The organism is Pantoea sp. 1B4 (assembly GCF_016925765.1).
Taxonomy (GTDB): Bacteria; Pseudomonadota; Gammaproteobacteria; order Enterobacterales; family Enterobacteriaceae; genus Pantoea; species Pantoea agglomerans.
In genome coordinates this window covers 107,473-134,036 of the sequence record NZ_JAEUWZ010000004.1, presented here as the reverse complement: position 1 = coordinate 134,036, position 26,564 = coordinate 107,473, and the positions used below count along the sequence as shown (strand labels likewise).

Genomic DNA, 26,564 nt, shown 5'->3' with positions numbered 1-26,564 from the left:
CAGACAAGCTTTGGCTACACCATGCGTTATGAAAGTAAAAAAAAAATGCACGATACCAGTTATGGGCTTACAGGGTCACTAAATATCGCCAGAACTAAAAAAACATTAATATCAGCGCCCTAACCAGGGCGCTACTTCCTATCTTACAATTTAAACTGAGCTTCTTGTCAGTCCAACAATATTATCAGCAAACCCCTCAAACACATACAGGAAATCGCGCTGACTTTTTTTCATATTCACGAGGATTTTACCACTTTGCTCAATCTCCGCATCCTTAAGTTCAAAAACAGGAGTCTTATGTTTCTGGGATTGAGCTATAAGCGAGTTGAAATCTGATATGTTGACAATGTTATACGGCTCTCCATTTTCGAATAAATACTCTTTTCCTTGAGTATTGACGATCATATTTTCTTTTGCCAAAACAGGCACCAGTTCTTCATTAACAGAAGTATGAATTATATCAATCCACTTCTGGAAAGACTTGGCTGGTGCATTACTGCGAGGCCGGTATTTTTGGGAAAGGAACCCGATAAATTTAGGCGGTTCTGCTGGAATTGAGTATGCAAGTTCATCTTTCCTAAATGGATTTATAGTATTATTCCAGTTAGGTATTACTTCAGATAATGATTTAATGGCTTGCTTACAAAAGAAATCAGGAGTTGTAGGTACAAGGAAGTAATCACTACTCATAAAAAAGACATTGATTTAGAGCTCCGACGCTAGGACTCATATCAATTAAAACATAATCAAATCCATTATCTTTTTTTGGCAGCTCTTAGAACTTCACTCAGGCTCCCCGGCATGTTTCTCACTGCTGGGATACCTTCACTCGCAGTTAACGCGAAGGCGAGCTGATTTTCGAATCCTGATAATTTTAGATTACCGCAGAGTAAAAATAAATTGGGGTTTTTTGTCGGAATTGGATTTGCTTTTTTTAACGCCTCCCAGCATTCCTTTCTCTAGGGGTTCAATACATGAATAGATATCGATACAGTCTTTACCACTATAGAAATCCTCTGCCTCATCGTCACCAATAATTAAACTTGTTAAATTACACTGTGGATCGGTATCCACAATCAAAGTCTTATAGCCTTTATTAGCAAGCATCCAGCCCAGATGATAAGTAGTAGTGGTCTTGCTGACCCCACCTTTATGATTAAATAACGATAAAATTGGCATTGTATTCCTCACAGTTTGAATTAATTTATTGAATCATTTTCCTTGGTGAGGACATTACCAGTCTAGTTTTTATGGGAAAAAATTAGCTAAAATAAAAATTAGTACAGGATGAAATTCATCAGACAGTAAAAAATAAAAATCTTGATTCCTTTGTCTTACTCCTCCATAACGGTACCCGCACTAGAGAACTAAGATGTCATATTGTAACGCTATCTGACATTAAAAAAAGAAGTAAGATTGCTACTTTATCTTTGGAATATCCTTTAATCTCGTCGTGTAACGCGGCGAGAGCATTTCACGCTTCATTTGCCACATACTGTCGCGATCTCCCTGACCCGCAAACCACACCTTTCCCTTACCCGAACGGTTAATAGTATCCAGAGCGGCCATTAGTGCATCAGCGTTTGCACGCGGCTGTTGTTCACTGAACATGTCCAACTGTGCCACACCGGACTGGTAAAAATCTCCCAGCATGACGCCAGCTTTGGCGTATCTGTATCCATCCCGCCAGATCGTGCCCAGGCCACGAAGCGCTGACTCTATAATGTCACGCGTATCATTGGTCGGATAGTCACAAATGCGAGAGGCAGTGTTTGAATACTGCGGCTCATCGCCGTGCCGGCCGGTGGCGATGGACACGCTGATATGGCGGCAGCGCGAATTCTGCTCCCTGAGCTTTTCTGCGGCGCGCGTGGCGTAAAGGACCACAGCCTGCTGCATCTCTTCCCGCTGTGTGACACGCTGCCCGAAAGAACGTGAGTTCACTATCTGCTGCTTCGGCGGCGGTGCATCCTCAAGTGCCAGGCAGGACTCGCCGTTCAGTTCCCTTACTGTACGCTCCGTGATGACATCGAAACTCTTTCGTATCATGCTGACGTTGCTGTCCGCCAGCTGCAGAGCCGTAGTGATTCCCAGCTGATTAAGCCGCAGACTGATGCGCTGGCCGATGCCCCAGATATCACTGACATCGGTCAGATGCAGGAGTCTGCGCTGACGACTCCGGTCAGACAGATCCACGACTCCCCGGGTCTGGGTCCACTTTTTGGCCGCATGGTTGGCCAGTTTGGCCAGCGTTTTGGTCGGGCCGAACCCCACACCGATAATCAGTCCTGTCTCCCGCCGTATGCGCTCGCGCATCTGCTGTCCGAACGTTTCAAGCGGGATGAGGCTGCCAATTCCTGTGACATCCAGGAAAGATTCATCAATGGAATAGACTTCCTGTCCCGCAGCCATCTTGCCCAGGATGGCCATCATGCGTGCAGACAGGTCGCCATAAAGCTCATAATTAGAGCTGAACACCTGAACGCCGTTTTGCCTGAAAAAACGCTCGTTCTGAAACAGGGGTGCGGCCATTTTAATCCCTAAGCGTTTAGCCTCTGCCGATCGCGCGATGACGCATCCGTCATTGTTAGACACGACGACAAGAGGTTTGCCGCGCAGGTCCGGCCTGAAGACGGTTTCGCATGAGGCGTAAAAATTGTTGGCATCGGCCAGCGCAAACATTGCTAATCTCCAGCTGGTCCGTTAAACCCCACTCCGGCTACATCGGTAAGGGAATAGGCGACCACTCCCCACACGGGCAGCACCTGGCTTACATCAAGCAGCGTAACAGTTTCGTCCGCGTCCAGCGCCTGCAGGGCGGGAACCGGATTGAGCAGCAGGCGCCTCAGTGTCAGTTCTCCCTCGAGCTCGGCAACGATTAACTGACCGTGTGCCGGTGTCAGCGCGCGATCGATGGCCAGCACGGACCCTTTAATAACACCTGCATCTGGACAGTCGCTTTCGCTGCGCATCAGATAGGTAGAGTAAGGGGAAAGATGCACCAAATCGCCCAGACTCAGGCGCGTTTCGGTGTAGTTCTGGGCCGGACTCTGAAAGGCCATGAATTGCTCCATTCTTTACAGCTTTTCAGCCTTATGAGGTGAACCTGATAACGACCGGGTGTCCGTCATGCAGGCGCATTTAATACTCCTGATATCAGTATACGTCGCTATCCTTACAACAGCAGCAGGAGGTAACCATGTGTGGAAGATTTGCGCAGTACAGCAGCCGCGACGATTATTTTGACTCACTCGGCCTGAAACCGGACGAAATAACCTTCGATCCGGAACCTCTCGGGCGCTTTAACGTAGCACCAGGCACTAAAGTGTTACTGCTAAACGAACAGGAAGATTCGTTGCGCCTCGATCCGGTATATTGGGGCTACGGACCGGAATGGTGGGATAAGCAGCCACTTATCAACGCGCGCGGTGAGACGGCTGCGAGCGGCCGCATGTTTAAGCCTCTCTGGAATCATGGCCGCGCTATCGTGCCTGCTGACGGCTGGTTCGAATGGCAGAAAGAAGGTGGTGAGAAGCAGCCATTCTTCATCTTTCACAAAAAAAAGGAGCCACTTTTCTTCGCCGCCATCGGCAGGCAGCCGTACGGGCAGGATCACGGCAAAGAGGGCTTCGTGATTGTCACGTCAGCCAGCAATCAGGGCATGGTCGATATACATGACAGGCGGCCGCTGGTCATTACGCCTGATGCCGTTCGTGAATGGCTCAGTGAAGAAACGTCTCCAGCGCGTGCTGAAGAAATTGCTCATGACGCTGCCGTTCCGGAAAAAGCATTTACCTGGCATCCTGTCAGCAAAAAAGTAGGCAATATTCATCACCAGGGCAGTGAGCTTATCGAGCCTTTACCGGCAGATAAGGATTGACTCGCTTACAGTTCACAAAACTTTATATAGGGCATTTCTCAGACGGCTATTATTGCCGGTATGGGCAAGCCATAAGAGTAATAAGGGTGCGGTATTTCTTTCCCTGAACGTGCAATTGTAACGCTCGCCGCAGGCCCGGCTGAGGCGTACCGCAGCGCAGCGAGGAACGAACAGCCGTGGCGAGGAAGCGTCATTTCACCGATGCCGGCATGGACTGCTTACACATCATACATACATATATAACGCATTATTGTTAGCTCAGTCCGGCACTGAAAGTCAGGCTGATCTTCATAAAATTTCCTGACCCTTCAGATATATAGATTCGCTTTAATAAGTAGCCGTCTCGCTCCCTATTGCCAGATTAATCCGCCTCAATAATACTGTACATATAAACAGTAAAATAAGAGGAGGAATTTTATGCGCTATTTCAACAGAGTTTCTGCAGTGATAAGACAACATGACCGGAGTATCTGGTCATGAATTCGGGTAACTATGCAGCAGGCCTGACACTGCTCTGGCCCCCCCTGTTTACGCCCCGCGTCCGGGTGCCGCTGTATGCTGATCCGTGCGCCGCCGGCTTCCCTCCCCCGCTCAGGATTACGTCGAGAAAGAACTTGATCTGAACGAGCTCTGCATCCGCAGGCGCGCCTCGACATTCTTCGTTCGCGCCAGTGGAAACAGCATGCGGGACCTCGGTCTCTGCGATAGTGACGTCATGGTTGTTGATCGGGCAGAGAATGCGGCTCACGGCGACATCGTGATCGCTGAGGTTAACGGTGAATTTACGGTTAAGCGTCTGCAATTACAGCCCATACTTGCCCTGCTCCCGACGAATCCGGCCTATCCGGTAATCTATCCGGAGGAACTGCAGCTGCTCGGTGTTGTTACCTGGTTCTTTAACAGTACCCGAGCCCGGCGGAGGTGACCATGTCCATGTTTGGGCTCGCCGACGTCAACTCGTTTTACGCCAGCTGCGAGGCGCTGTTTCGCCCCGATCTCCGCGGTAAACCCGTTGTTGTGCTGTCTAACAACGACGGCTGCGTCATCGCACGCAGCGCGGGCGCAAAAAAACTGGGCATCAAAATGGGTGCACCGTGGTTCCAGGTTAAAAATCAGGATTTCAGCGAGCGCGTACATGTATTCAGTTCGAACTACGCGCTCTATCACATTAAGTGGAATGCAACATTCACTGAGTAAACTTTGAGCAGCACAACTGCTGACAGAGGTGAACACAATGCTGATTCCACCAAATGAACAGGTTCTGTTGCTGGCAGAGCGCTGGCTGAAACTGTTATCCGATTTGGGGCGGGCGCAGGCGACGCTCACGGCCTACCGTAGTGCCCTTCACCATTACTTTGCGTTCTGCAGCCAGCGCAGGCTCGAACCCGAAAAGGCCCGGTTTGAAGACCTGGCCGCGTACATCAGCCCTCAGCTACCCGGCATGCCTTTTCCTGCGGCCAGCGCCACGCTCCAGCTTCGCCTATCTGCAATCCGCCTCTGGTATGACTTTCTCATATATCTGGACCTCTGCACGGTCAATCCGCTGCCCCGATCCGGCGCTCCCGGCATTCTGAATTCCGGCCGGGGACTGGTTCCCCGTATCGTAAAGCTGCCGCGCATTCCTGACGATTCGCAGTGGCAGTTTTTTCTCTTTCATGCCGCCGCCTCGCCCCTGCGTGACCGCCTGATGCTGGCACTAACCTATTACGGTGCGCTGCGGCGGTCTGAGGTCACTTCGCTGAGTATCGAAGACTTCGATTTCGCGCACCGTCTTATCCGTATCCGGGCAGAAACCACCAAGAGCCGGCGGGAGCGTATTGTCTGTTACAGCCCGGCAGCCGTGCCCGTGCTGGCAGCCCACCTCATGCAGATGAAGCGGGTCGGAATCGCCCAGGGTGCCCTGTTCCGTTCCGCGTCCGACCGGAATCTGGGCGCGCCGCTTTCATTCTGGACTTGGAGCAAAACGGTCCGGAAATGGGCGCTTGAGTCCGGGATGTCGGCCATCTCAACCCATACATTCCGGCACCTTCGTCTGACGCATTTGGCCCGCGCGGGCTGGAAGCTGCACGAGCTTGCGACCTATGCAGGGCACCGCGATCCGGTGACCACCCAGATTTATATTCACCTGTCGGGGCGGGATCTTGCCGCCAGGATGGCCGGTGCGATTGAAACGGCAGATATCAGGATGGCGAACCTCATTTTCAGCGCGGAGAAATAACATGAGCCCGCACAAACCGATTGAAAACAGCTGGCGTCCCTTTGACATGACCGAATACCGGCTTGAAACGTCGCTAACCTCCGCTGAACGGAAGGCGCTGACCAGCTCCCACAGCCGGTCCGGTATGTTACGGATGAAGCCTGCACCTGACCTTATCAGGCCGCTGATGGATATTGCCGCCGCAAGCGGATGTGGCAGCAAAATCACCGGGCTGGTGATAGCCGGATTGCTGCGCGAAATGCTTGCAGCCGACATGCCCTGCTGGTGGTGGCCGCAGAAACGCTGGCATACGCTCTGCCGGGAAGTCAGGGAGGGCCGTCCGTTAATGGCTGCCTTTGCCTGGCATCTGGCGGATTTGCATGATCCGCTCAGCCTGCCCGATATCCGCAAACCCGCGCTTTATGCCTCTGCCATTTTTGGCCAGGCTTTTTATTATCAGGAGCTGCAACGGCTGACCGATACGCTGACGTCGCTGGGTTATGCCCCGGCCAGCCAGAAAAATCACATATCCGGCATACTGGCAACGCTGATGATAGTAAACAGGGACCCACGGCTTGAGACATTTACACCAGACCTGTTGTGGCAGGTCCAGTCCGGCATGGACGCAGGGACCTCCCGATATGTCGGGCGGGTTTCACACGGTCTGGCTGCGCTAGGGATTATCAGCGCCCCGATGAGGATGCGAAACTATACAAAATGGTACGAAAAGCCGGTGGAAGGAATCCACCCCGCTTGGGTGCACTGGTGCCGGCGCTAGCGGGAAACGTCTGTGCTCAGGCCGCGCACCCGTGAGAACCAGTATAGCTTTATTCTGCGCTGCGGCCTCTGGCTGACAAAGGAGCATCCGCAGGTGCGGGAACCGGCAGACTGGACGATGGAAACCTGTGCCAGCTTCATCGCAGCGGTAGGCCGGATGAACGTGGATGAACTTCAGCTGGGCACGGAAAGGGGCACCCGCAAATCGGTGCGCTCCGGCGAGCCAATGATGCCGCATTCCAGGGCGCATTTTATCTATTCGCTCCGCCGGTTTATGATTGATTATGAAAACTGGGGCTGGGGGGCGCCTGCGCTTCAGCCCTGCCCGCCATCTTTCCACACCGGACACGCCCCTGTTCCGTCGTGGCGTCAATCCCCGTGTTATCGACGATCCGGTCTGGCTGAAGCTCATCTGGGCCAGCCTGAATCTGCGTCAGGAAGACTTGCTCACTGAAATACATTATCCGCTTGCCATGCTGCAGGCGGTGGCCGTTATCTGGACCCATGCGGGGCTGAGAAAGAGCGAACTGCTCCGCCTGACCACCGGTTGCATCGCGCCGCAGGCGGAAGATATCGTGAAGGACGACGGCAGTGTTATTCCGGCAGGAACCCTGTGCTACCTGCATATCCCTGCTGGAAAAACCTCAAAAGCCTTTGTAAAACCGGTGGCGGCGGTGGTGAAAAAGTACGTCGACATCTGGCTGGATGAACGTCCGGCAGACCAGGCTATGCTCGCCGATGAGCGGACCGGTGAGAAAGTCCGGTTGCTGTTTCAGTATCGCGGTAAGCCTGCCGGCAGCACCATCCTCAACCGCACGGTGATACCGATGCTCTGCGCACGCGCGGGCGTGCCTTTACAAGACAGTGGCGGAACGATAACCAGCCACCGGGGACGGGCCTCAGCGGTGACCGCGCTGGCCAGCGTCCCGCAGGGCATGTCGCTGTACGAACTGATGCAGTGGACCGGACATTCAACGCCTCAGTCCACCATGCATTATCTGCGTATCCGCCCGACGCAGTTGGCCGCCTCTTTCGTCAAAGCAGACCGTGTCGCTCATATGATAAGCGTGCTGATTGATCACGATCCTGACGCCGCCAGCCTGACCGGGCCTGCAACGTATTATGACTTGGGCGATTCGTACTGCACGAATCCCTTCTGGAGCAGCTGTCAGCACCGGATGGCCTGCATCGGTTGCGATTTTAATCTGCTTAAGCAGAGCGCGCGCGGACTGATACTGGAAAGTAAGGCCTCTGTCAGACGTTACCTTGAGGAAGTTCCGCTCAAACCCGATGAGAAAGCCATAGTGGAACAGGACGCAGAGAAAATTGAACAGGCTCTTAAAAAAATTACCCCTTAAACCTGGAAGGTAAAATGTGCCGCTAAGTGCCAATAGCAGACATCCACAGTAAATTCTAAAATGGATCCGCCTGGAAAACGGGAATTAGCTTACGCTAGGCTAATCGGCGGCTTTGTGACGAAACTGACATGAAGATATGCTTTTTTTATGATCTGATAATTCGTGTCTTTGTCTGCAATCACAAATCGAGCCTGAAACGATACCTCGATTGCTTTCCGTAAGGCCTAACATAAGTGCCTGTTCAAACCATTCTTTCACTGCTCCGGCTCTTCACAACATTAATGAATGTCATTCATAGTCCCTATCCTCCCGCCTGTGATTATCAGCATGCACAAACCCGTTAACATGCCCTCTCTCTTTATTTCTAACGGATCACCATGCTTAATCAACAGGCAAGTACGCAGTCGGCTACAGCTAAAAAAACCGGTCTTTCGTTTCTACTCATTCTCAGCGCCTTAATGGCTGTTACCTCTTTATCAACCGACATTTATCTTCCGGCTATGCCCGTCATGGCCAGAGATTTGCAGGGTGATGCAGAGCTGACAATAACAGGGTTCCTTATCGGGTTTTGCATCGCACAACTGATTTGGGGACCGATTAGCGATCGTTACGGGCGTCGTCAGCCGCTGTTTATCGGCTTGGGTCTGTTCATCATCGGCTCGGTGGGCTGCGCGTTATCAACAGATATCGAGCAAATTGTCTTCTGGCGTGTTTTTCAGGCGTTAGGTGCCTGTACCGGTCCGATGCTGGCACGAGCAATGATCCGTGACCTGTTTAGCCGCACTCGTGCAGCACAAATGCTTTCAACACTGATGATCATTATGGCCATCGCGCCAATTGCCGGTCCACTGATCGGCGGGCAAATGATTAAAGTGACCTCGTGGCATGCCATTTTCTGGCTGCTGACGATTATCGGAACATTAATGCTGATGTCTTTATTCTGGTTACCGGAGACATTACCTGCTGAAAAACGCTCGCAAACCTCCGTAACCAGAGCCTTTCAAAACTACTATGCCTTGCTAACCAACGCCAGATACATGCAGTTTACTCTGTGCCTGACGTTCTATTATGTCGCGGCCTACGCCTTTATCACGGGCTCTCCGTTTGTGTACATCACGTACTTCGGTGTTGATCCGCAACACTACGGTTGGCTGTTTGCAGTAAACGTTGTGGGATTAATGGCTGTGAGTATGGTCAACAGACGCCTGGTTCACCGCTATCCGCTGGAAGCATTGCTCAGGAATGCCGTATTTATCGCCACTATTGCCGCAATAGTGCTGGCGGTCGCGACTGGGCTGAAGGTAGGTGGCATTACCGTGATTGTCGGCGCTGTGTTCGTGTTTTTTTCTATGAATGGCATCATCGCTGCGACATCCACAGCTTGCGCACTTGACGCAGTGCCCAATGTTGCAGGTTCTGCATCGGCGCTAATGGGAGCGTTGCAATATGGCAGTGGCATCATCTCTTCACTTCTTCTCGCTCTGTTCAGTGATGGAACGCCATGGACGATGGGCTGGATAATTGCGTTATTTACAGCGGCCAGCGCCTTGATGGCACTGACCGTTCAGCTAAAAAAATAAAACTTCATTATTGATGCCAGACGACACTTTCATCTATAGATATCCGCCCTTCCCTGTAACTCAGGGAGGGGTGCGTTTTATCTGGCATCCCAAAAGAAATACCGTATAGCAGCCTGAAACTCTCAGGAACATTTAAGATCCGACGCACCGTTTGGGCAAAATAACTCAGTACTGCCTGTGGAACGCCTGCGTAACCACGAGCTGCCAGAGAAAGCAGGAATGTCTGTGCATACATCCCGGCATCAGAGGCAACACGAACGTTGTCCCCAACAACAGGAATGAACAACAGAGCAACATGAGGCGCTCCGAAAAACTTTACGTTACGTTCCACCACTTCTGAGCGGCTTAAGTTATCCCCCCCCGCGCAACACCCAGTGCCTGATAGTACGAGCGCCCTTGCTCCGAAGCCCGTTGCCTGAATGGTTCGGGATAGGCTTCTTTATCAAACGTGAAATCAGGACTGTAGTTCCCAGCCCTCAAATCTTCCGTCAGTGCGTGGATTAATTCACGAAGCTTCTCTCCTGCAACGATATGCAGGGACCAGGGCTGAGTATTGCAGTTGGATGGCGCGCATTGCGCCTCGAGCAAAATGTCTTTGAGCGCATCGCTGGGGACAGGAGATGGAAGAAAGGCTCTGGCCGAGTACCTGTTTTTTACTACCTCACTGAATGTTGGCTCCTGCGAACTCATTTGCTTCTCCGCCTGAAAGTAGTCTGAAGTGAATGATTCACTCTTTTCAGATCCATCCTGTCACATCAGACTCATTGTTTTTTTATGCCCTGTTCCAGATTAGGTCTATGAATTTCATTCATAGCGCCTATTTGATTGGCGTAATTATCCTGAACCGAAACTTCGTTAATCTGGGGATATTGCATGAATAGATAATGTGAGATGCAGCCGAAAATGACTATAGCTGATGGACATGCCCCAGCCTGCGCGGCCAGGGCGTCATCGGAGGCTGACTAAATATTCTTATCGAAGAAAACGTCTAATTTTTGCATTGCCTGGTCAACGTATTCAGGAACCCAATACGTCTCGATATGAGTAGCGCCATCGATCAGGAAAAGTTCTTTATCCTTCGTACCGGTGGCCTTCGCGTACGCATCTTTAGTCATATAGAGCGTATCCGCTTTTGTACCGGCAATCATCAGCAGGGGTTTATTGATGAGATTGATATGGTCCGTTACATCAAAGCTCATCAGGTCTAACAGGCTGCTTGTGGTGTATTTAAACGTTGAGTTCGGGTGTGCGTGGGTTTTCCAGTAGTACTCGTAGCCCTGTCGATATAAGGCAAAAGGCAATTTAGCGATCTGTTCATCAGTCAGGTTAGCATCACCGGAGTAAAGCACTTCGCCTCCGGCCGCTTCCTGAGCGCGTGCGTCAGAAGCCTGCTCAAGACGCTGCTGGACCGTATCCAGCTGTGAATCCTGCATACCGTTGCGGCGCACAAGGCCTGAATTAAACATGCTGATGGTTGCTATCGATTTGAACCGCTTGTCAGTTTCGGCCGCAACAAGTGAATACCCACCGCCTCCGCAAATGCCAAGCAGACCGAGGCGGGAAGTATCAACCCCCGGATACTGGCTGATGTAGTCAGCCATGCCGTGAACGTCTTCAATACGGTTGGCCGGTTTATCCACGCTGCGAGGCATACCACCGCTGCCCCCCTGGTAGGCTGCATCGGCGGTAATCGTAATATAGCCATGTTCAGCAAGACGCTGCGCATATAACCCGGCGACCTGTTCTTTTACGCCGCCATTAGGATGCGCGACCACTACGGCAGGGTATTTTTTTGCGGGATCGTAGTTAGCAGGGGTATAGACATTCGCGGCAATCTGAATGCCATGCAGATCGTACTTCACCGGATGAATGTTGACCTTGCCTTTAACATTCTCGGTGATGGCACCGTCATAGACGAGTGTGAATGGATTTTTTTTGTAATCAGCCGCATTGACTGAGGTTACTCCAGCCATTGCCGTTAGCAGTATTGCACTTATAAACGTGAATTTCATGGTCTCTCCCGATGAGCGTCAGCCTGGCTATGCAGGCTCGCAGAATTAAATTTGCCGGTTCAGATTAGGGAGAGAGGACTGTCAGCATCGTGACAGGTAAATAACATTTTTGTCAGGAACGGACTGAGACGGGTAAGTGTTTCTGACAATGCTGTCAGGTAACCGTCAGCTTTATGTTGGCAATCAGCAGGCAAAATGGTCTCGCTAAAATGAGATTCATGTTCAATTTTGTGAGAATAGGAGCGATCAATGAAAAGCCAGAATGACCCAACAATGCCAGAGCGACGCAAGCTATTAGTCGCCGGGGCAGGTATTGCCGCCTCCTCGTTGATCCCTCACGTATCGGCGGCGAGCCAGTCTTCTCAGGCTGATTCATCCAGACAAATCAGCCAACGCCCTGCAGCTCCGGGCAATCGTAAACTCGGGAAGCTGGAAGTCTCAGCCGTTGGTCTGGGCGTCCAGAACATGAGTCGAAAATATGATACCTCTGTTCCCTGGCGTCCCGAGATGGTGAATGTCATCCGCCGGGCATTTGATGAAGGCGTGACGTTTTTCGACGCAGCTGAAGCCTACGGCCCCTGGGAAGTAGAGAAAATTCTCGGGGAAGGTATCGCTCCTTTCCGAAACAAAATTGTTATTGCCACTAAGTTTGGCTGGAACATTGATCAGCAGACCGGCAAGCGCCTGCCGGGTCTTAACAGCAGACCGGAGCATATCAGACTGGTCGTCGAAAACATGCTCAAACGACTGCGTACCGACCGCATTGATTTGCTGTATCAGCACCGGGTTGATCCTCAGGTTCCGATCGAAGATGTCGCCGGTGCAATTAAGGATTTAATGGATCAGGGAAAAGTCCTCCACTGGGGGCTGTCCGAAATGGGCATCAACACGCTAAGACGCGCCCATGCGGCATTGCCCGTTACCGCCGTACAAAGTGAATACTCCATGTTCTGGCGTGGCCCTGAAAAGCAGGTGCTTCCGGTGTGTGAAGAGCTGGGAATTGGATTCGTGCCATGGAGCCCACTCGGCGTGCAGTTCTTAACGGGCTGGATTGATGAAAAAACCCGATTCGCTGCCGGTGATATACGGGCGACAGAAACGCGCTTCTCTCCCGACAACCTCCCGCACAACTTACAGCTGGTTGAGCTACTGAAATCCTGGGCAATAAGAAAAAATGCGGCACCGGGCCAGATTGCACTGGCATGGCTCCTGGCTCGTAAACCCTGGATAGTCCCGATCCCCGGCACCACCAATAAAGACCATATGCTGCAAAACACAGCGGCTACTGGCGTATCGCTGACTGCCACAGAGATGACCGAGCTCACCCGCTCACTGGATGCCATCACTATCCAGGGGCAACGTCTGCCGGATGCAGTGCAGGTTTATTCAGATGTTGAAGCACCGTTGAAAAGTTAAGAGGACGTGCCGTTATGCGCCTGTTGTTGGTCGAAGATGAAGAAAAAACATCAGCCTATCTCAGCCGTGCGTTAGGTGAATCCGGATTTATGGTAGATGTCTCTGCAGATGGCGCTGAAGGTCTTCATTACGCGCTGGAGTTCGACTACGACGCGATAATCCTGGATGTGATGTTGCCGGGGATGGATGGCTACCGGGTACTTGAGGGTGTGCGAGCAGCCAGGCAGACGCCGGTGCTGATGCTTTCTGCACGGGGATCGGTCGACGAGCGCGTTAAAGGGCTTCGTCTTGGCGCGGATGATTATCTGCCCAAGCCCTTTTCGCTTATTGAACTGGTGGCACGCATTCAGGCACTGGTGCGTCGCCGCTCCACGGATGGCGCAGATATTACCCAACTGCAAATTCACGATTTGAATCTCGACTTACTGGCTCGTCGGGTATTACGCGCCGGAACACGACTGGAACTGACCGCGAAAGAATTTTCCCTGTTGAGCCTTCTGGCGCGGCATCAGGGGGGAGATTCTGTCAAAGATGATGATTGCTGAGCAGATATGGGACATGAATTTTGACAGCGATGCCAACGTGGTTGAGGTCGCTATTAAACGTCTGCGGGCCAAAGTTGATGCTCCATTCGACGTCAAACTGCTGCATACCGTTCGTGGAATGGGGTATGTCCTCGAAGTCCGGACTGAATAAATCAAGGGGCTAAGCATGCTTAAGCGTTCCATCTCCGTTCACCTGGCCCTGATGTTTGCATTATCCGCGCTGCTGATTGTTTCCGTTATCGGTATCCTGCTGCGAAGTTCTTTGCATGATTCTCTGCAAAAGCAGATGCACAACGAGCTGTTGTTCCGGGAGTCATTAATGAGTCCGTGGATAACCGCACGAACCTCGGCTGACGGCTGGTCTGCGCTGGCCAGTAAATTCACCTTGCTAACCAACTCCGAAGGCGAACGCGTTCGCTACTGGATCGTGAGCGATAACCCACGCTTTAGCATGGGGGGGAATGCCACCAGTGGGTGTTCAGTGGTCTTATTTGCGGGAGGGCTTTAATAAAGTGCCCGGCGCAACGGAAGGTGCGTGCTCACTGTTCCTGTTAGTGAAAACTATACCCGCGAACGGCGAAAGGCCGGCGCTGCGCTATGTGGTTGCCATCGACTCCACGCCTTACATGGGAACACTAGATGCATTCACACGTACACTGCTGATCATCGCTGGACTGGGCGTAGTGATTGTCGCCTTTCTGGGATACATCGTCTCAAGGATCGGGCTTCGCCCGGTTGGAACGCTCAGTAAACAGGCCCGGCATCTCGCACCGGGAGACCATGGCCAGCGCCTGAATACCAGTGCATTACCTGAAGAATTGCAGCAGTTAGCCTCATCTTTTAACGGTGTGCTGGAGCGTCAGGAGATAGCCTGGCGACAGCTCGAAAGTTTTAACGCTGATGTTGCCCATGAACTCCGTACCCCCCCTGACTAACCTGATCGGTCAGACGCAGCTGGGGCTGTCTCGCCGACGTTCGCACTATGAACTGGAAGAGTTACTCGGTTCAAATCTTGAAGAGCTTGAACGCATGACATCGATAGTTAACGACATGCTGTTCCTGTCTCATGCACATGCTGGTGAACATGCTTCCCAGCTTACGCAGGTATCGCTACGCGAAGAAACCCTGAAAACAGCGGAATATGTTGAACCCTCTTTTGCTGAAAAACAGCTTTCGCTGGATGTTGCGGGCGACGTCATCGCGCACATCGACAGGCGGTTATTCCATCGTTCACTGGCCAATTTACTGGAAAATAGCGCAAGACATTCACCATCCAGTAGCACGGTTACTGTTCGGTTAAGCAAAAAAGGTCATCAAGCGTATGTTGAAGTATCAAACCCTGGCAATCCGATAGCACCAGAGCATTTACACCGGCTTTTCGAGCGCTTTTATCGTGTAGATTCCTCCCGAGCCAGGAGTGACACCCATCATGGGCTGGGCCTGTCGATCGTGCGAGCCGTCGCCATTATGCACCGTGGAGACGTCTTCGCCCGTAGTGAAGGTGGAATCAATACATTTGGCCTCACCTTTGAGACACAAGGGGATAAAACGGAGAGCAATGCTCACTCCGGCACTGAGCCGGGCCCCGGGTTAACTGACAGAATTGTCAGGGGGGGCGTCAGCCTGACGTCATTCACCCCTCGATAAAATCATCGCAGGCAATTCCTTTTTCACTGATAAGGACGCTTTGCATGATCGGACATTTGCGTTACCTGGGGCTATTACTGCCTCTCTTTACATTTTCATCCTGGGCGGCGGAGCAAAATCCCGCTGTCCATATTGCTCCCGCCGGAAGTCAGAACGCGGTATATGGGCCAGAGGTGAACTTTACCGGTCGCGTCCGGGTTGATCCTTTGTTCAAACCAGATAACGACATTCGTGTTTCCGGAGCTTATGTCACTTTTGAACCTGGTGCCCGTTCCGCCTGGCATACGCATCCGGCAGGTCAGCGGCTTATTGTGACTTCAGGTGTTGGACTCACCCAACAGGAAGGTCAGCCGGTGCAGGTTATCCGCGCGGGTGACGTTGTCTCTTGCCCGGCGGGCGTCAAACACTGGCACGGCGCGGCACCCGGTAGCGCGATGACGCATCTGGCGATAACCGGGATTGTGGATGGCAAAAGCGTTAACTGGATGGAGAAAGTGACAGATGAACAATACCACGCCCATTAAAGCATTGGCGGCAGCGGTACTGCTGACCTCTGGTTTTGGTCTCACGGTAAATGCTGCGCCCGTCAGTAAAGGAGCCTCAGCAACAAACCACGAACAAACCGTTTCAGATACGCTGTCAGCGCGCCAGCAGGCCATCCCATTGATTGCGACATCGATGGCCAGCAGTCAGATGGATAAGCTGAATGCAGGCCTGAATCAGGGTCTTGACGCAGGGCTCACGATAAACGAAACCAAAGAGATTCTCGTCCAGCTCTACGCCTACACGGGGTTCCCTCGCAGCCTGAATGCACTTAATGAACTGATGAAGGTCGTCGAAGCGCGTAAGCAACGTGGCATTAAAGACGTAGAGGGTAAAGAGCCGGTTGCCCCGATCCCTGTTGGAGATGAGCTTCGCCGTGTCGGTACCGCAAACCAGACGAAAATCTCCGGCGCCCCCGTCCAGGGACCCCTGTTTGATTTTGCCCCGGTCGTTAACCAGTTCCTGCAAACGCATCTGTTCGGGGACATTTTCGCCCGCGATAACCTCGACTGGCAAAGCCGCGAGCTGGCAACGGTTGGCGCGTTAGCGGCCACACCCGGCGTTGAGGCCCAGCTGTTATCGCATACGCGAGCAAGTATGCGGGTCGGCCTGACGGCAGCGCAGCTCCGCCAGCTGGTACAGATTCTGCGTGGACATGGCGAAAATGATGCAGCTGTGCGGGCAGAGAAGGCGTTGCAGCAGGCGCTCGCAAATAATTAGGAGTTGGTTATGAATCTTGATCCCACTCGCAGAATGTTGATTACGGCGCTTGCCGGGCTCACGCTGGCGAATGTCTCTCTGGCATCAGCAACTACCGGAAACGCAAACGTGCAGGGTAAAAGCCGAGTTCTGGTAGCGTACTTTTCCCGCAGCGGAAATACACGGGTGATTGCGGGCGTCATTCACCGTAGCCTGAACACAGATCTGTTTGAAATTGAACCGGCCACGCCTTACCCGGAAGACTATTTTCAGACTGTTGAGCAGGCGAAAAATGAGCATGAGCGGGGATTAAAACCAGCATTAAAAAATAGCGTCACAGATATTTCACGCTATGAGACTGTGTATTTAGGCTTTCCTATCTGGGGGACCAGCGTGCCTCCCGTAGTGCAAACGTTTCTCAGCAGCCATAACCTTGCGGGCAAATTACTCATCCCTTTCATTACTCATGGCGGCTACGGTAAAGGAGACAGCGACGACATTCTTGCCAGCCTCACCCCAACAGCCCGCAGGGAAAAACCGCTGGTCATTGAATGCGACCAGGAGCGAAGAACCACTGAAATGGTCACCAGTTGGTTAGAGACCATACGCAGTTAAACATCTGCATTCATTAGTCTGCCAAATAAGGGCAATCAGGGATGCTAAATAATTAACGCTGACAACTCAGATATGATCGAACGGCAAACATAACAGAGGATGTAATCTTGAAGACGATTTTAAAAACGCTGGCCATCTGCGTGATGGCAGGTGGCCTGGTGGCTCAGTCAGTATATGCCGAGCCACTGATCATCCAGGACCAGGGAAGCTTTTCTGCTGGCGGTACCGTCATCTCCGCACCAGGGAAATTTGACGCGAAAAAGCCGCTGGAATCTGCCGGCCAAACCTATCATGGCGATCATGCGTCTGTGTTCTACCAAATCCCGGAGAATCCGCATAAATACCCTATTGTCATGCTGCACGGCGCAGGTCAGTTCTCCCGTACCTGGGAAAGCACCCCGGATGGTCGCGAAGGGTTCCAGAACATATTCCTGCGTCGCGGGTTCTCAACTTATCTTGTCGATCAGCCGCGTCGGGGCAGCGCCGGGCGCACTACTGTAGAAGGTACTGTGTTGCCAAAACCGGACGAGCAGATGTGGTTTAACCAGTTCCGGGTTGGCGTGTGGCCAGAGTATTTTAAAGGCGTTCAGTTCTCTCATAGCAAAGAGGCGCTGAATCAGTATTTCCGTCAGATGACCCCGAATACCGGGCCGTTTGATATCAATGTTATCTCTGATGCGATGTCCGCCGTCGTGGATAAATCAGGCCCGGCAATCCTCTTCACCCACTCTCAGGGTGGCGGGCCGGGCTGGTACACGGCGATGAAAAACGACAAGGTCAAAGCCATTGTCGCCTTCGAGCCTGGCAGCAGCTTTGTCTTCCCGGAAAAAGAACTCCCTGCTCCTATGCCAAGCGCATTTGACACGCTGAAGGGCGAGCCTGTGCCAATGGAGCAGTTTATGGCCCTGACTAAAATCCCGATTCTGATTATTTACGGCGATAACATACCGGATAAGCCTGTAGCCATGCCCGCGCAGGACAGCTGGCGCGTACGTCTGGCAATGGCTCGTGAGTGGCGTGATGTGGTGAACAAGCATGGCGGGCATGTGACGGTTACACATCTGCCTGAGGCCGGTATAAAAGGTAATACCCACTTCCCTTTCTCTGACCTGAATAATGTCCAGATCGCCGATTTGGTCAGTCAGTTCCTGAAAGAAAATAAACTGCAGTAGGACAAGATAATAGTGAGCCTTCATTACTGAAGGCTCAATACAAACATCATCTTTATAAAAAATAAGTGACCTGACCCTGGCGGAAAAATGTTGAATGTGTTGCGCACAAGGCTGACCGTCAGCCCGCTCAAATTAATGAATGCACCTAATAAACCCTAGCTAATTACCCTATCTAATAGAATAAATTACTTTGCGTTATGCTTTTTCTGGACAACAGCTGAAGGATAACGTCATGCAAACTGTAAAACTGAACAACGGTGTTGAAATGCCCCTGCTGGGCTTTGGTGTCTTCCAGATGACAGATGCCGCTGAATGTGAACGCGCCGTTATTGATGCCATCGATACGGGATACCGCCTGATCGATACCGCAGCGTCTTACCAGAATGAAACCCAGGTCGGGAACGCACTGAAACAGATCGATATTGCACGTAACGAACTTTTTGTCACAACCAAACTGTGGCTGCAGGATACCAGTTACGAAGGTGCTAAAGCACAGTTCGAACGTTCCCTGAATCGACTGCAACTTGACTATGTTGACCTGTACCTAATTCACCAGCCTTACGGTGATGTCCACGGAGCATGGCGTGCCATGGAAGAACTGCAGCTGGCAGGCAAAGTTCGCGCCATTGGCGTCAGCAACTTCCACCCTGACCGGCTGGCCGATCTTATCGCCTTCAACAAAGTGGCCCCTGCTGTAAACCAGATTGAAGTTAACCCCTTCAACCAGCAGCTGCATGCCGTTCCATGGATGCAGAGCCGTGGCATTCAGCCGGAAGCCTGGGCCCCCTTTGCTGAGGGTAAAAATGGTCTGTTCCAGCATCCCGTGTTGACGGCGATTGGGCAGAAGTACGGTAAAAGTGTGGGTCAGGTTGTACTGCGATGGATCTACCAGCGAGGCATCGTTTCACTGGCGAAATCGGTGCGAAAAGAACGCATGGAAGAGAACATCAACATTCTCGATTTCGAACTCAGTTCTGAAGATATGCTACAGATTGCCGCCCTTGACACTGCAACCAGTGCCTTCTTTTCTCACCGCGACCCGGCGATGGTGGAATGGCTGACTGGCCGCAAACTGGATGTTTAAGTCGCGATAAATGAGGTATTCATTCAATGCAAAAACGTTATCTGGGTAAATCCGGACTCGAAGTCTCCGCACTTGGACTCGGCTGCATGGGCCTCAGCCACGGCTACGGTCCGGCGACTGATACCCGTCAGGCTATTGAGCTCATTCGCGCAGCGGTTGAACAAGGCGTCACATTCTTCGATACCGCTGAAGTGTACGGCCCCTTCCTTAATGAAGAAGTTGTCGGGGATGCCTTAAAACCGTTTCGTGATCGTCTGGTCATCGCTACTAAGTTTGGTTTTACCTTTGGCGATGACAATAAGCAGCAGATTTTAAACAGCCGTCCGGAGCATATCCGTGAAGCTGTGGAGGGATCATTACGCCGTCTTAAGACTGATGTCATTGACCTGCTGTATCAACACCGTGTCGACCCGGATGTCCCCATTGAAGATGTCGCGGGAACCGTGAAAGACCTGATTGCTGAAGGCAAAGTCAAGCATTTCGGTCTGTCCGAGGCTGGCGCAAAAACCATTCGTCGTGCGCACGCTGTACAACCTGTCACTGCGCTGCAAAGCGAATACTCCATGTGGTGGCGCGAGCCAGAGCAGGAGATCCTGCCGTTACTGGAAGAACTGGGCATTGGTTTCGTTCCCTTCAGCCCATTAGGCAAGGGCTTCCTGACAGGATCGATTAAACCAGGAACAACGTTTGGTAAGGATGATTATCGCAGCACCGTACCGCGTTTCGCTGAACAGGCGATTGAAGCCAATGAAAAGCTGGTTTCCCTGTTGGGTGAACTGGCTGCAGAGAAAGGCGCGACGTCTGCGCAAATCGCTCTTGCATGGCTGCTGGCACAAAAGCCGTGGATTGTTCCTATCCCTGGTACCACCAAACTACACCGACTGGAGGAAAACCTGGAGGCTGTCGACATCATTCTTTCGCAGGATGACTCGCGCCAGTTAACACAGGCGCTTGAAACGATTGAAATCGTTGGCGACCGTTACTCTCCTGAGCACCAGGCTCGCGTAGGCCGTTAATACCCGGACGGGTCCACCGCGTATGGCGGACCCATTATTCCGAGTAGCGAAGTGCATCGATCATCAGCGCAAAAGCGGGCGGATGCTGCTTACGGCTTGGGTAGTAAAGATAATATCCGGGAAAAGACGGACACCAGTCCTGCATAACCTGAATAAGCTCTCCTGACTTTATATAATCCTGCACCCTGTCTTCCGGTATACAGGCTATGCCAAAGCCGGATAAAGCAGCATCAATTCTTTCCGCCTGCAAATTAAACGTTACCTGCCCTTCCACTCTGACCCGTAACGGTTTCCCTTCCTTCTCAAACTCCCAGTGGTAAAGTCCACCGGAAGTCGGCAGGCGCATATTGATACACCGATGATTTTGTAGCTCGTGAGGTTTTTCGGGCACGGGGTAAGCGGCAAAATAGGATGGTGCGCCAACCACAGCCATGCGTATATCCGGTCCAATCTTTACGGCGATCATATCTTTATCCACGCTTTCGCCCAGACGGATCCCGGCATCAAAACGCCCTTCGACGATATCGACAAAGCCGTTATCAACCACCAGTTCGAGATTAACTTCCGGATATTCACTGAGAAAGGGTTTTAACTTCGGCCATACCAGACTTCGCGCGGCATGCTCCCCGGCAGATAGACGGATATTGCCGGAGGCGGTCCCATTCAATTGTACAAGCGATTCCAGCTCCTGTTCAAGATCGGCGATACGGGGTTCAAGGCAGGCAATAATTCTCTCCCCTGCTTCCGTAGGCGCGACGCTTCGGGTCGTGCGGGTCAGAAGACGGATATTCAGTCTTTCCTCCAGCGCCTTCATCGCGTGGCTGAGTGCAGACTGAGAAACCCCAAGCTTGCCCGCTGCTTTGGTAAAACTTCGTTCCCTTGCTACCACCAGAAAGATTTGCAGTTCATTGAAGTTTTCTTTCAGCATCGGCGATTTCCTTATGGAGGCATTCCCTTCAATGCATACTTATGAAGGGTATTCATAGACACAATCATCTTAGCCCTGTTACTGACAAGTATGATAATTGATATTCTGATTGTATCGAAAATAAGCCTTAATTATCAGAAAGTTTATTATGAAAATACTCATTGCCGGGGCGACAGGAAGTATTGGTCTTCATGTCGTGAATACCGCCTTTGAAATGGGCCATCAGCCCGTAGCGCTGGTCAGAAATAAGCGCAAAGCAAAATTGCTTCCTCGTGGAACGGATGTTTTTTTACGGCGATGTTTCAATGCCTGAAACACTCACCGGTTTGCCAAAAGATATTGATGCTGTCATTTTCACTCTCGGTTCCGATGGACAGGGGCGTATTGGTGCCAGAGCGATAGATTACGGCGGTGTGCGTAACATTTTACGAATGTTCATGGATACGCCTGTTCGCATAGGCTTAATGACTACGATTGGCGTGACTGAACGGCTCAGCACCTGGAATCAACGTACTGAGGTTCATGACTGGAAAAGACGTGCCGAACGTCTGGTCAGGGCGAGTGGCCATCCCTATACCATAGTCAGGCCTGGCTGGTTTGATTACAATAATGATAATGAGCATAAAATCATTATGCTCCAGGGGGGATCGACGCCATGCAGGAACGCCGGAAGATGGTGTGATATCCAGAAAGCAAATCGCCCAGGTGCTGGTCAGTGCGTTGAATAACCGCGCGGCAATAAATAAAACGTTTGAGCTGGTCGCAGAGCGAGGGGAAGTCCAACCAGATTTTACACCTCTCTTTGCGGATTTGCAGGCAGATAGTCCTCAAAAAAATGACGGGGTTCTGGATTTGAACAACATGCCTTTAAGCGAAGAACCTGAATGCATTATTAACGAGCTGAATCTGTTTTCAAAACACGTAAAATCAATCTAATGAACATTTATCAACTGAAGATTTGGGTACGGCTTTACTTTGGAAGCTGCCAGACAAATCAGTACTAATTGAACCTTGTAGACTTTCCATTCCACATAAACCACAGCATGTCTCAGCGCGTCATGACCGCGCTGGAAGAGATAACACCCCGCGTTGAGCAGTATTCCATTGATGAGATGTTCCTGGACCTGACTGGCATTGATTTCTGCGAAGACTTTGAACATTTTGGCAGGCGCCTGCGCGTTCACGTGCTGGCTACGACCGGCCTGACTGTCGGCGTCGGTATGGGGCCGACAAAAACTCTGGCCAAATCAGCTCAGTGGGCCAGCAAAGAGTGGCCGCAGTTCCGCGGTGTATTAGCGCTGACGCCGGGTAATCCGAAGCGTACCGCCACCCTGCTGGCGAACCAGCCCGTGGAGGAAATCTGGGGCGTTGGCCGGCGCATCGGTAAGCGACTTAATCTGATGGGTATTGAAAACGCCCTGCAGCTGTCGCGCGCCCACCCTGCCCTTATCCGTAAAAACTTCAGCATCGTGCTGGAGCGTACTGTCCGGGAACTTAACGGAGAGTCCTGTATTCCCCTTGAAGAGTTTGTGCCTGCGAAACAGCAGATTGTCTGCAGCCGGTCCTTTGGCGAGAGAATTACAGCGAAGGTGCTGATGCAGGAGGCGCTGTGTCAGTACGCAACCCGGGCTGCGGAGAAGCTCAGAAAGGAACGGCAGTTCTGCCGGCGCATCAGCGTCTTTATCCGCACCTCACCGCATGCGCAGGGTGAGATATTTTATGGCAACAGCGCCGGTGAGAGTCTCACAATTCCTACCCAGGACACACGGGACGTGATTGAAGTTGCCATGCGATCTCTTGATCGCATCTGGCTTGAAGGGCGACGTTACATGAAGGCCGGAATCATGCTCGACGACTTTACGCCTAACGGCGTCAGCCAGCTGAATCTGTTCGATGAAAATAAGCCACGTGCCAACAGTGCGCAGCTGATGAAGGTTCTTGACGGGATAAATCAGTCCGGGCTGGGCAGTGTGTGGTTTGCCGGTCAGGGCGTGAATACGGAATGGAAAATGAAGCGGGACATGCTCTCACCTGCATGGACCACGCGCTGGAGTGACATGCCGGTGGCGCGCGTGATGTAGACGCGGCCTGCGGGGCACATCATACTTTACGTCTGCCTGATGCCCTGCATTCTCAGGAAAACTGCTGCCAAAACTCATCCACAATGATTAGGGGTTTACCCGGGCGCTTTCCGCGGAAGTACCGTCCGCGCGGAACCCTGTCCTTACGCGAAAGCTGATGAAGCCAGTCATCAAAGGCCGGACGGCGCCTGCGGACGGGCCCCTTGAACATACCGGCTGACTGGGTAAACGTTTTGAATACAATCCCCGGCGCACGCATCTGCGTCAGTAATTCCTGAATTTCCATCATGACCTCTACGTGATTTATTCATTGATCTGGATTTTTTTTCTTCCAGCCGCCGTTAGCCAGGAAGGCTGCGCGCGAAACGCAGGCGCCCCACAGCAATTGCATTCCGATTTTGACAAGCTCACTGGCTTCATGCATGAAAAAAAGCGGCACAATAAACAGTGTGCTCAGCAGGAACCCCCCACTCAGCAGCGCTTTTTCTATCTTTACCACTCATCGAACTCATCGGCCTAAAGCCCAGAAACCCAGATAGCAATATTTTTAATCTGTTCATATAGCAGCCCGTATAAACTCAGAAAGAAATATATGATTGCATAACTACATAATCACATAATCACATAATCACATAATCACATAATCACATAATATTGTGGTTACTGTTGTCTTTCCATCCATTCATTAATTAGCTCAATTGTTACATCTGTCATGTCCCTGTCCTGCTTCAAACAAGCCAGCTTGAAAGACTTGTGCAGATCTTCAGGAATGTTCATCTGGAGTTTTTTCGTCGGTAATCCCGGTTTGTGGATAGCGTCAACCGCATGCATTGTGCTTTTGCTTGCACCAAGTTTCATTTTCATTGGCATAATTCCAGAATGTCATTTGTTAGTACGTCGATTTCACCTTTGGCATTAGAATCATCAGTGTCAAAAACGGTACCACCATCAAGCATTGTTTTGATGTAACTCTGCCGTTGTGTCGTTCCTGTCCGTAGCGCGGGAATGCCAGTATCCTCAATGGATGCCTTAAGAACGCCCAGCATTTTGGCTGTATTTACCTTTTTGGTTATTACAAACCTAGCCTTAATTGGTTGCAGTTCCTGCCGAGCTTCAATCACAGCAATGATGGCGCCACAGGCAGCAAAATCTAGCGGTGAAGGTGTAACAGGTATTAAAACCACGTCGGAAACCATTACTGCAGCAGCTGAAATAGCAGATATCGCAGCCGCACCATCTATGATTATGTAATCATATGATTTCAATGTTTTCCTTACTGAGTAGACTTCTTTTTCTGATCCTGCATCGGCCACGTCAAAGAGGCATTTATCCTCGTTGTACCAGTTTCCGATGCTACTCTGTGGATCGGTATCAACAACTATTACCTTGGCCCCCCCTTTTTGCGATTGCTGTAGCTACATTTATTGAAGTGGTCGTTTTACCAACGCCACCCTTACCGTTCAAAAAAGAAATGACTTTAGCCATGAACACACCTTTCAAAAGTAAAATTTCGGATCAAAATTGCAATCCTGTAATCCTGTAATCCTGTAATCCTGTAATCCTGTAATCCTGTAATCCTGTAATCCTGTAATCCTGTAATCCTGTAATCCTGTTACTATACGTGTGTAAAATTAAAAGGAAAGGATTCTGTGGTTATAAAATCAATAAATCACATAATTATGTGATTATGTGATTATGTGATTATGTAATCCACTTGCTGGTTTAACTGGAGGGGGAATACGGCTAACTCACAGATTTTTAAGGCGGAATTTCATCACAAGCTGATCAGAAATTGTTTTTAAGCAAGGCAACAGCTTCTGTTCCGGGCATGTGGAACTGCACTCTGTGTCTCGCCGCCACGTCCAGCGCGAAAACCTTTGTGTAAACCTCAGTAGATTTCATGCTCTTGTGCCCCATCAGGCTCTGAAGTGCCTTCAGCGGAATGCCCGCGTAGAGCATGTGCATGGCGTAGCTGTGTCGGAAAGTATGCGGCGTCACCGGCACGGAGAACGTGACTCCATCACCGGCGGCAACGGCGACGGCTTCATTCAGCCAGGTCCGCACCGTCCTGTCGGTTACTGTCCAGAGCCTGACCTTCTCGGTCCGGCCCGTCTCCGAATTGCGCCGCTCAAGCGGAATTTTCAACGTGGCGACCATCATCTCCAACTGGGCCACGTACTGCGGATCGGACAGCGGAACCAGCCGATGAGGGACCATGCCTGACGGCGCGCGTCCGGGCCCGCGGGCCGCTTTTTCTCCACGCTGCTTCAACGTGGCCAGCTGCACATAGGGGTAGGGCGGTGCCAGGCTGAAATCGCTTCGGGTCAGCGCAAGCGCTTCGTTGATCCGCGCCCCCCGTATTCCAGAGGGTGGTGAACAGCATCTTCCGGTGCAGATCCGGCACGTAATGAAGAAGGGCGCTGACCTCGGGAGCCAGCAGGTACTGTGGATACTCATCATGCTGTGCGGCCATCTGCCGCAGTGCCAGCGCGGCGGGATAATCAATCGCAACCGGCAGCTGCGGAACGGGTGCCTGTGGATAGTGTAATGGCAGCGTCATGGTCATTTCTGCTTTTCCTTATGACAGTAGCTTACGGGCTCGTCAGGCCTGTGAGCCACATATGACGGAAAATCCGTAATCTCATAAATGCTGTAGGAGATGAATTCTCCACCTGCAGGCAGGCGCTGGCGCATTCCCTCCAGAACAGTTTTCTCTGCCACGGGCCCTGCACCCGGCATGGTGACTGACATGCTGGCAGGATCGATAATTGAATAGTAACCCTTTTCATCTTTTCTCTGGGTGAGCGTGTATGTCAGCGTCAGCCCGGGAACAGTTCTTCCCTGCGGGGTCCAGGCAGCAGATGCGCGAAAAACAGTATGCTCTGCCGTCCGGCTGATAACCGTCCCCCCTAACTTCAAGCCGGGTCGGCAGGATGCTCTTTCTGTCTCCTGGCAGGTACTGAATACAGACCTCGATACTTCCCGGCGGATAGGCATCGTCCAGGCGTGAGGCT

At 51.6% G+C, this 26,564-nt stretch carries 24 protein-coding genes and 8 pseudogenes; 18 read left to right on the top strand and 14 right to left on the bottom strand.

Features of this window, described 5'->3' with window-relative positions; all coding sequences use genetic code 11:
• Nucleotides 1-150: 150 nt before the first annotated feature.
• The 4 genes from JNO11_RS21390 to JNO11_RS21375 form a co-directional block, all read right to left on the bottom strand.
• A complete protein-coding gene (locus tag JNO11_RS21390; RefSeq protein WP_325177866.1) occupies nucleotides 151-690 on the bottom strand; it encodes a hypothetical protein in 540 nt (179 codons plus the stop codon).
• Between the two features lie 189 nt (nucleotides 691-879).
• Nucleotides 880-1,179, bottom strand: a complete 300-nt coding sequence (locus JNO11_RS21385; protein WP_325177865.1) for a ParA family protein — start codon at nucleotides 1,177-1,179, stop codon at nucleotides 880-882.
• Nucleotides 1,180-1,419: 240 nt separating this feature from the next.
• The gene (gene umuC, locus JNO11_RS21380; protein WP_325177699.1) at nucleotides 1,420-2,682 is read right to left on the bottom strand and encodes a translesion error-prone DNA polymerase V subunit UmuC; all 1,263 of its coding nucleotides are present in this window, start codon (nucleotides 2,680-2,682) and stop codon (nucleotides 1,420-1,422) included.
• Nucleotides 2,683-2,684: 2 nt separating this feature from the next.
• Nucleotides 2,685-3,062, bottom strand: a complete 378-nt coding sequence (locus JNO11_RS21375; RefSeq protein WP_285089024.1) for a S24 family peptidase — start codon at nucleotides 3,060-3,062, stop codon at nucleotides 2,685-2,687.
• Nucleotides 3,063-3,199: 137 nt separating this feature from the next.
• Here JNO11_RS21375 and JNO11_RS21370 point away from each other — a divergent pair, with 137 nt between their 5' ends.
• From JNO11_RS21370 to JNO11_RS21340, 7 genes and pseudogenes are all read left to right on the top strand, one after another.
• A complete protein-coding gene (locus tag JNO11_RS21370; RefSeq protein ID WP_325177698.1) occupies nucleotides 3,200-3,880 on the top strand; it encodes an SOS response-associated peptidase family protein in 681 nt (226 codons plus the stop codon).
• Nucleotides 3,881-4,356: 476 nt separating this feature from the next.
• Nucleotides 4,357-4,805, top strand: a pseudogene (umuD, locus tag JNO11_RS21365) (translesion error-prone DNA polymerase V autoproteolytic subunit).
• Between the two features lie 8 nt (nucleotides 4,806-4,813).
• Nucleotides 4,814-5,047, top strand: a pseudogene (locus tag JNO11_RS21360) (DNA polymerase V subunit UmuC); the annotation flags it as partial.
• Between the two features lie 67 nt (nucleotides 5,048-5,114).
• Nucleotides 5,115-6,098, top strand: coding sequence for a tyrosine-type recombinase/integrase (locus JNO11_RS21355; RefSeq protein WP_325177864.1), 984 nt, complete (start codon nucleotides 5,115-5,117; stop codon nucleotides 6,096-6,098).
• Between the two features lies 1 nt (nucleotide 6,099).
• Nucleotides 6,100-6,855: a hypothetical protein gene (locus JNO11_RS21350; RefSeq protein WP_325177694.1), complete on the top strand. Its 756-nt coding sequence runs from the start codon at nucleotides 6,100-6,102 to the stop codon at nucleotides 6,853-6,855.
• Between the two features lie 283 nt (nucleotides 6,856-7,138).
• Complete coding sequence (locus tag JNO11_RS21345; RefSeq protein ID WP_325177863.1) at nucleotides 7,139-8,212, top strand: tyrosine-type recombinase/integrase; 1,074 nt, start codon at nucleotides 7,139-7,141, stop codon at nucleotides 8,210-8,212.
• A gap of 377 nt (nucleotides 8,213-8,589) precedes the next feature.
• Entirely contained in the window at nucleotides 8,590-9,792 is a 1,203-nt protein-coding gene (locus tag JNO11_RS21340; RefSeq protein ID WP_325177862.1) for a multidrug effflux MFS transporter, read from the top strand.
• Nucleotides 9,793-9,799: 7 nt separating this feature from the next.
• Here the strand turns inward: JNO11_RS21340 and JNO11_RS21335 are convergent, their stop codons facing one another.
• The 3 genes from JNO11_RS21335 to JNO11_RS21325 all read right to left on the bottom strand — a co-directional run bounded on the left by JNO11_RS21335 (nucleotide 9,800) and on the right by JNO11_RS21325 (nucleotide 11,765).
• Complete coding sequence (locus JNO11_RS21335; protein ID WP_325177861.1) at nucleotides 9,800-10,126, bottom strand: nitroreductase family protein; 327 nt, start codon at nucleotides 10,124-10,126, stop codon at nucleotides 9,800-9,802.
• An 11-nt stretch (nucleotides 10,127-10,137) separates the two neighbouring features.
• Nucleotides 10,138-10,482 (bottom strand): nitroreductase family protein, encoded by a 345-nt coding sequence (locus JNO11_RS21330; protein ID WP_325177860.1) that lies wholly within the window; start codon nucleotides 10,480-10,482, stop codon nucleotides 10,138-10,140.
• A 272-nt stretch (nucleotides 10,483-10,754) separates the two neighbouring features.
• Nucleotides 10,755-11,765: an alpha/beta hydrolase gene (locus JNO11_RS21325; RefSeq protein WP_325177870.1), complete on the bottom strand. Its 1,011-nt coding sequence runs from the start codon at nucleotides 11,763-11,765 to the stop codon at nucleotides 10,755-10,757.
• A 288-nt stretch (nucleotides 11,766-12,053) separates the two neighbouring features.
• On the opposite strand from JNO11_RS21325, the gene JNO11_RS21320 reads away from it, so the two are divergent.
• From JNO11_RS21320 to JNO11_RS21280, 9 genes and pseudogenes are all read left to right on the top strand, one after another.
• The gene (locus JNO11_RS21320) at nucleotides 12,054-13,220 is read left to right on the top strand and encodes an aldo/keto reductase (protein ID WP_311973888.1); all 1,167 of its coding nucleotides are present in this window, start codon (nucleotides 12,054-12,056) and stop codon (nucleotides 13,218-13,220) included.
• Between the two features lie 14 nt (nucleotides 13,221-13,234).
• Nucleotides 13,235-13,916: pseudogene (locus tag JNO11_RS21315) on the top strand (heavy metal response regulator transcription factor).
• Between the two features lie 15 nt (nucleotides 13,917-13,931).
• Nucleotides 13,932-15,412 (top strand): annotated as a pseudogene (locus tag JNO11_RS21310) (heavy metal sensor histidine kinase).
• Between the two features lie 44 nt (nucleotides 15,413-15,456).
• The gene (locus JNO11_RS21305; RefSeq protein WP_311973891.1) at nucleotides 15,457-15,936 is read left to right on the top strand and encodes a cupin domain-containing protein; all 480 of its coding nucleotides are present in this window, start codon (nucleotides 15,457-15,459) and stop codon (nucleotides 15,934-15,936) included.
• Nucleotides 15,914-16,675 carry a carboxymuconolactone decarboxylase family protein gene (locus tag JNO11_RS21300; protein ID WP_311973892.1) on the top strand — a complete coding sequence of 254 codons (762 nt, stop codon included), beginning with the start codon at nucleotides 15,914-15,916 and terminating at the stop codon, nucleotides 16,673-16,675. Before JNO11_RS21305 ends, JNO11_RS21300 begins: the two co-directional genes overlap by 23 nt.
• 9 nt (nucleotides 16,676-16,684) lie before the next feature.
• Nucleotides 16,685-17,269, top strand: coding sequence for a flavodoxin (locus tag JNO11_RS21295; RefSeq protein ID WP_325177859.1), 585 nt, complete (start codon nucleotides 16,685-16,687; stop codon nucleotides 17,267-17,269).
• Between the two features lie 107 nt (nucleotides 17,270-17,376).
• Complete coding sequence (locus JNO11_RS21290; RefSeq protein ID WP_311973894.1) at nucleotides 17,377-18,441, top strand: alpha/beta fold hydrolase; 1,065 nt, start codon at nucleotides 17,377-17,379, stop codon at nucleotides 18,439-18,441.
• A gap of 232 nt (nucleotides 18,442-18,673) precedes the next feature.
• Nucleotides 18,674-19,525: an aldo/keto reductase gene (locus JNO11_RS21285; protein ID WP_311973895.1), complete on the top strand. Its 852-nt coding sequence runs from the start codon at nucleotides 18,674-18,676 to the stop codon at nucleotides 19,523-19,525.
• A 26-nt stretch (nucleotides 19,526-19,551) separates the two neighbouring features.
• Entirely contained in the window at nucleotides 19,552-20,541 is a 990-nt protein-coding gene (locus tag JNO11_RS21280) for an aldo/keto reductase (protein ID WP_311973896.1), read from the top strand.
• Nucleotides 20,542-20,575: 34 nt separating this feature from the next.
• Here the strand turns inward: JNO11_RS21280 and JNO11_RS21275 are convergent, their stop codons facing one another.
• On the bottom strand, nucleotides 20,576-21,469 hold the full coding sequence (locus JNO11_RS21275; RefSeq protein WP_311973897.1) for a LysR family transcriptional regulator: 894 nt from the start codon (nucleotides 21,467-21,469) through the stop codon (nucleotides 20,576-20,578).
• A 148-nt stretch (nucleotides 21,470-21,617) separates the two neighbouring features.
• On the opposite strand from JNO11_RS21275, the pseudogene JNO11_RS21270 reads away from it, so the two are divergent.
• Both JNO11_RS21270 and umuC (JNO11_RS21265) read left to right on the top strand, forming a co-directional pair.
• A pseudogene (locus tag JNO11_RS21270) lies at nucleotides 21,618-22,405 on the top strand (SDR family oxidoreductase).
• A 104-nt stretch (nucleotides 22,406-22,509) separates the two neighbouring features.
• Nucleotides 22,510-23,550, top strand: a pseudogene (gene umuC / locus JNO11_RS21265) (translesion error-prone DNA polymerase V subunit UmuC); the annotation flags it as partial.
• Nucleotides 23,551-23,602: 52 nt separating this feature from the next.
• On the opposite strand, the gene JNO11_RS21260 reads toward umuC (JNO11_RS21265), so the two are convergent.
• From JNO11_RS21260 to JNO11_RS21235, 6 genes and pseudogenes are all read right to left on the bottom strand, one after another.
• Complete coding sequence (locus tag JNO11_RS21260; protein ID WP_325177858.1) at nucleotides 23,603-23,839, bottom strand: hypothetical protein; 237 nt, start codon at nucleotides 23,837-23,839, stop codon at nucleotides 23,603-23,605.
• Nucleotides 23,840-23,857: 18 nt separating this feature from the next.
• The gene (locus tag JNO11_RS21255) at nucleotides 23,858-24,049 is read right to left on the bottom strand and encodes a hypothetical protein (protein ID WP_325177857.1); all 192 of its coding nucleotides are present in this window, start codon (nucleotides 24,047-24,049) and stop codon (nucleotides 23,858-23,860) included.
• A 161-nt stretch (nucleotides 24,050-24,210) separates the two neighbouring features.
• Nucleotides 24,211-24,414: a plasmid partition protein ParG gene (locus JNO11_RS21250; protein ID WP_285722981.1), complete on the bottom strand. Its 204-nt coding sequence runs from the start codon at nucleotides 24,412-24,414 to the stop codon at nucleotides 24,211-24,213.
• Nucleotides 24,411-25,035 (bottom strand): annotated as a pseudogene (parA, locus tag JNO11_RS21245) (ParA family partition ATPase). The gene JNO11_RS21250 and the pseudogene parA overlap by 4 nt, the downstream one beginning before the upstream one ends.
• 300 nt (nucleotides 25,036-25,335) lie before the next feature.
• Nucleotides 25,336-26,116: pseudogene (locus JNO11_RS21240) on the bottom strand (site-specific integrase).
• The gene (locus tag JNO11_RS21235; RefSeq protein ID WP_325177856.1) at nucleotides 26,113-26,469 is read right to left on the bottom strand and encodes a hypothetical protein; all 357 of its coding nucleotides are present in this window, start codon (nucleotides 26,467-26,469) and stop codon (nucleotides 26,113-26,115) included. Before JNO11_RS21235 ends, JNO11_RS21240 begins: the two are co-directional and overlap by 4 nt.
• Nucleotides 26,470-26,564: the final 95 nt, after the last annotated feature.

Excerpts from the sequence above, each read along its gene's own strand:
- JNO11_RS21390 (WP_325177866.1), bottom strand. The coding sequence starts at position 690 with ATGAGTAGTGATTACTTCCTTGTACCTACAACTCCTGATTTCTTTTGT.
- JNO11_RS21385 (WP_325177865.1), bottom strand. The coding sequence starts at position 1,179 with ATGCCAATTTTATCGTTATTTAATCATAAAGGTGGGGTCAGCAAGACC.
- umuC (WP_325177699.1), bottom strand. The coding sequence starts at position 2,682 with ATGTTTGCGCTGGCCGATGCCAACAATTTTTACGCCTCATGCGAAACC.
- JNO11_RS21375 (WP_285089024.1), bottom strand. The coding sequence starts at position 3,062 with ATGGCCTTTCAGAGTCCGGCCCAGAACTACACCGAAACGCGCCTGAGT.
- JNO11_RS21370 (WP_325177698.1), top strand. The coding sequence starts at position 3,200 with ATGTGTGGAAGATTTGCGCAGTACAGCAGCCGCGACGATTATTTTGAC.
- JNO11_RS21355 (WP_325177864.1), top strand. The coding sequence starts at position 5,115 with ATGCTGATTCCACCAAATGAACAGGTTCTGTTGCTGGCAGAGCGCTGG.
- JNO11_RS21350 (WP_325177694.1), top strand. The coding sequence starts at position 6,100 with ATGAGCCCGCACAAACCGATTGAAAACAGCTGGCGTCCCTTTGACATG.
- JNO11_RS21345 (WP_325177863.1), top strand. The coding sequence starts at position 7,139 with ATGAAAACTGGGGCTGGGGGGCGCCTGCGCTTCAGCCCTGCCCGCCAT.
- JNO11_RS21340 (WP_325177862.1), top strand. The coding sequence starts at position 8,590 with ATGCTTAATCAACAGGCAAGTACGCAGTCGGCTACAGCTAAAAAAACC.
- JNO11_RS21330 (WP_325177860.1), bottom strand. The coding sequence starts at position 10,482 with ATGAGTTCGCAGGAGCCAACATTCAGTGAGGTAGTAAAAAACAGGTAC.
- JNO11_RS21325 (WP_325177870.1), bottom strand. The coding sequence starts at position 11,765 with ATGGCTGGAGTAACCTCAGTCAATGCGGCTGATTACAAAAAAAATCCA.
- JNO11_RS21320 (WP_311973888.1), top strand. The coding sequence starts at position 12,054 with ATGAAAAGCCAGAATGACCCAACAATGCCAGAGCGACGCAAGCTATTA.
- JNO11_RS21305 (WP_311973891.1), top strand. The coding sequence starts at position 15,457 with ATGATCGGACATTTGCGTTACCTGGGGCTATTACTGCCTCTCTTTACA.
- JNO11_RS21300 (WP_311973892.1), top strand. The coding sequence starts at position 15,914 with ATGAACAATACCACGCCCATTAAAGCATTGGCGGCAGCGGTACTGCTG.
- JNO11_RS21295 (WP_325177859.1), top strand. The coding sequence starts at position 16,685 with ATGAATCTTGATCCCACTCGCAGAATGTTGATTACGGCGCTTGCCGGG.
- JNO11_RS21285 (WP_311973895.1), top strand. The coding sequence starts at position 18,674 with ATGCAAACTGTAAAACTGAACAACGGTGTTGAAATGCCCCTGCTGGGC.
- JNO11_RS21280 (WP_311973896.1), top strand. The coding sequence starts at position 19,552 with ATGCAAAAACGTTATCTGGGTAAATCCGGACTCGAAGTCTCCGCACTT.
- JNO11_RS21275 (WP_311973897.1), bottom strand. The coding sequence starts at position 21,469 with ATGCTGAAAGAAAACTTCAATGAACTGCAAATCTTTCTGGTGGTAGCA.
- JNO11_RS21260 (WP_325177858.1), bottom strand. The coding sequence starts at position 23,839 with ATGATGGAAATTCAGGAATTACTGACGCAGATGCGTGCGCCGGGGATT.
- JNO11_RS21250 (WP_285722981.1), bottom strand. The coding sequence starts at position 24,414 with ATGAAAATGAAACTTGGTGCAAGCAAAAGCACAATGCATGCGGTTGAC.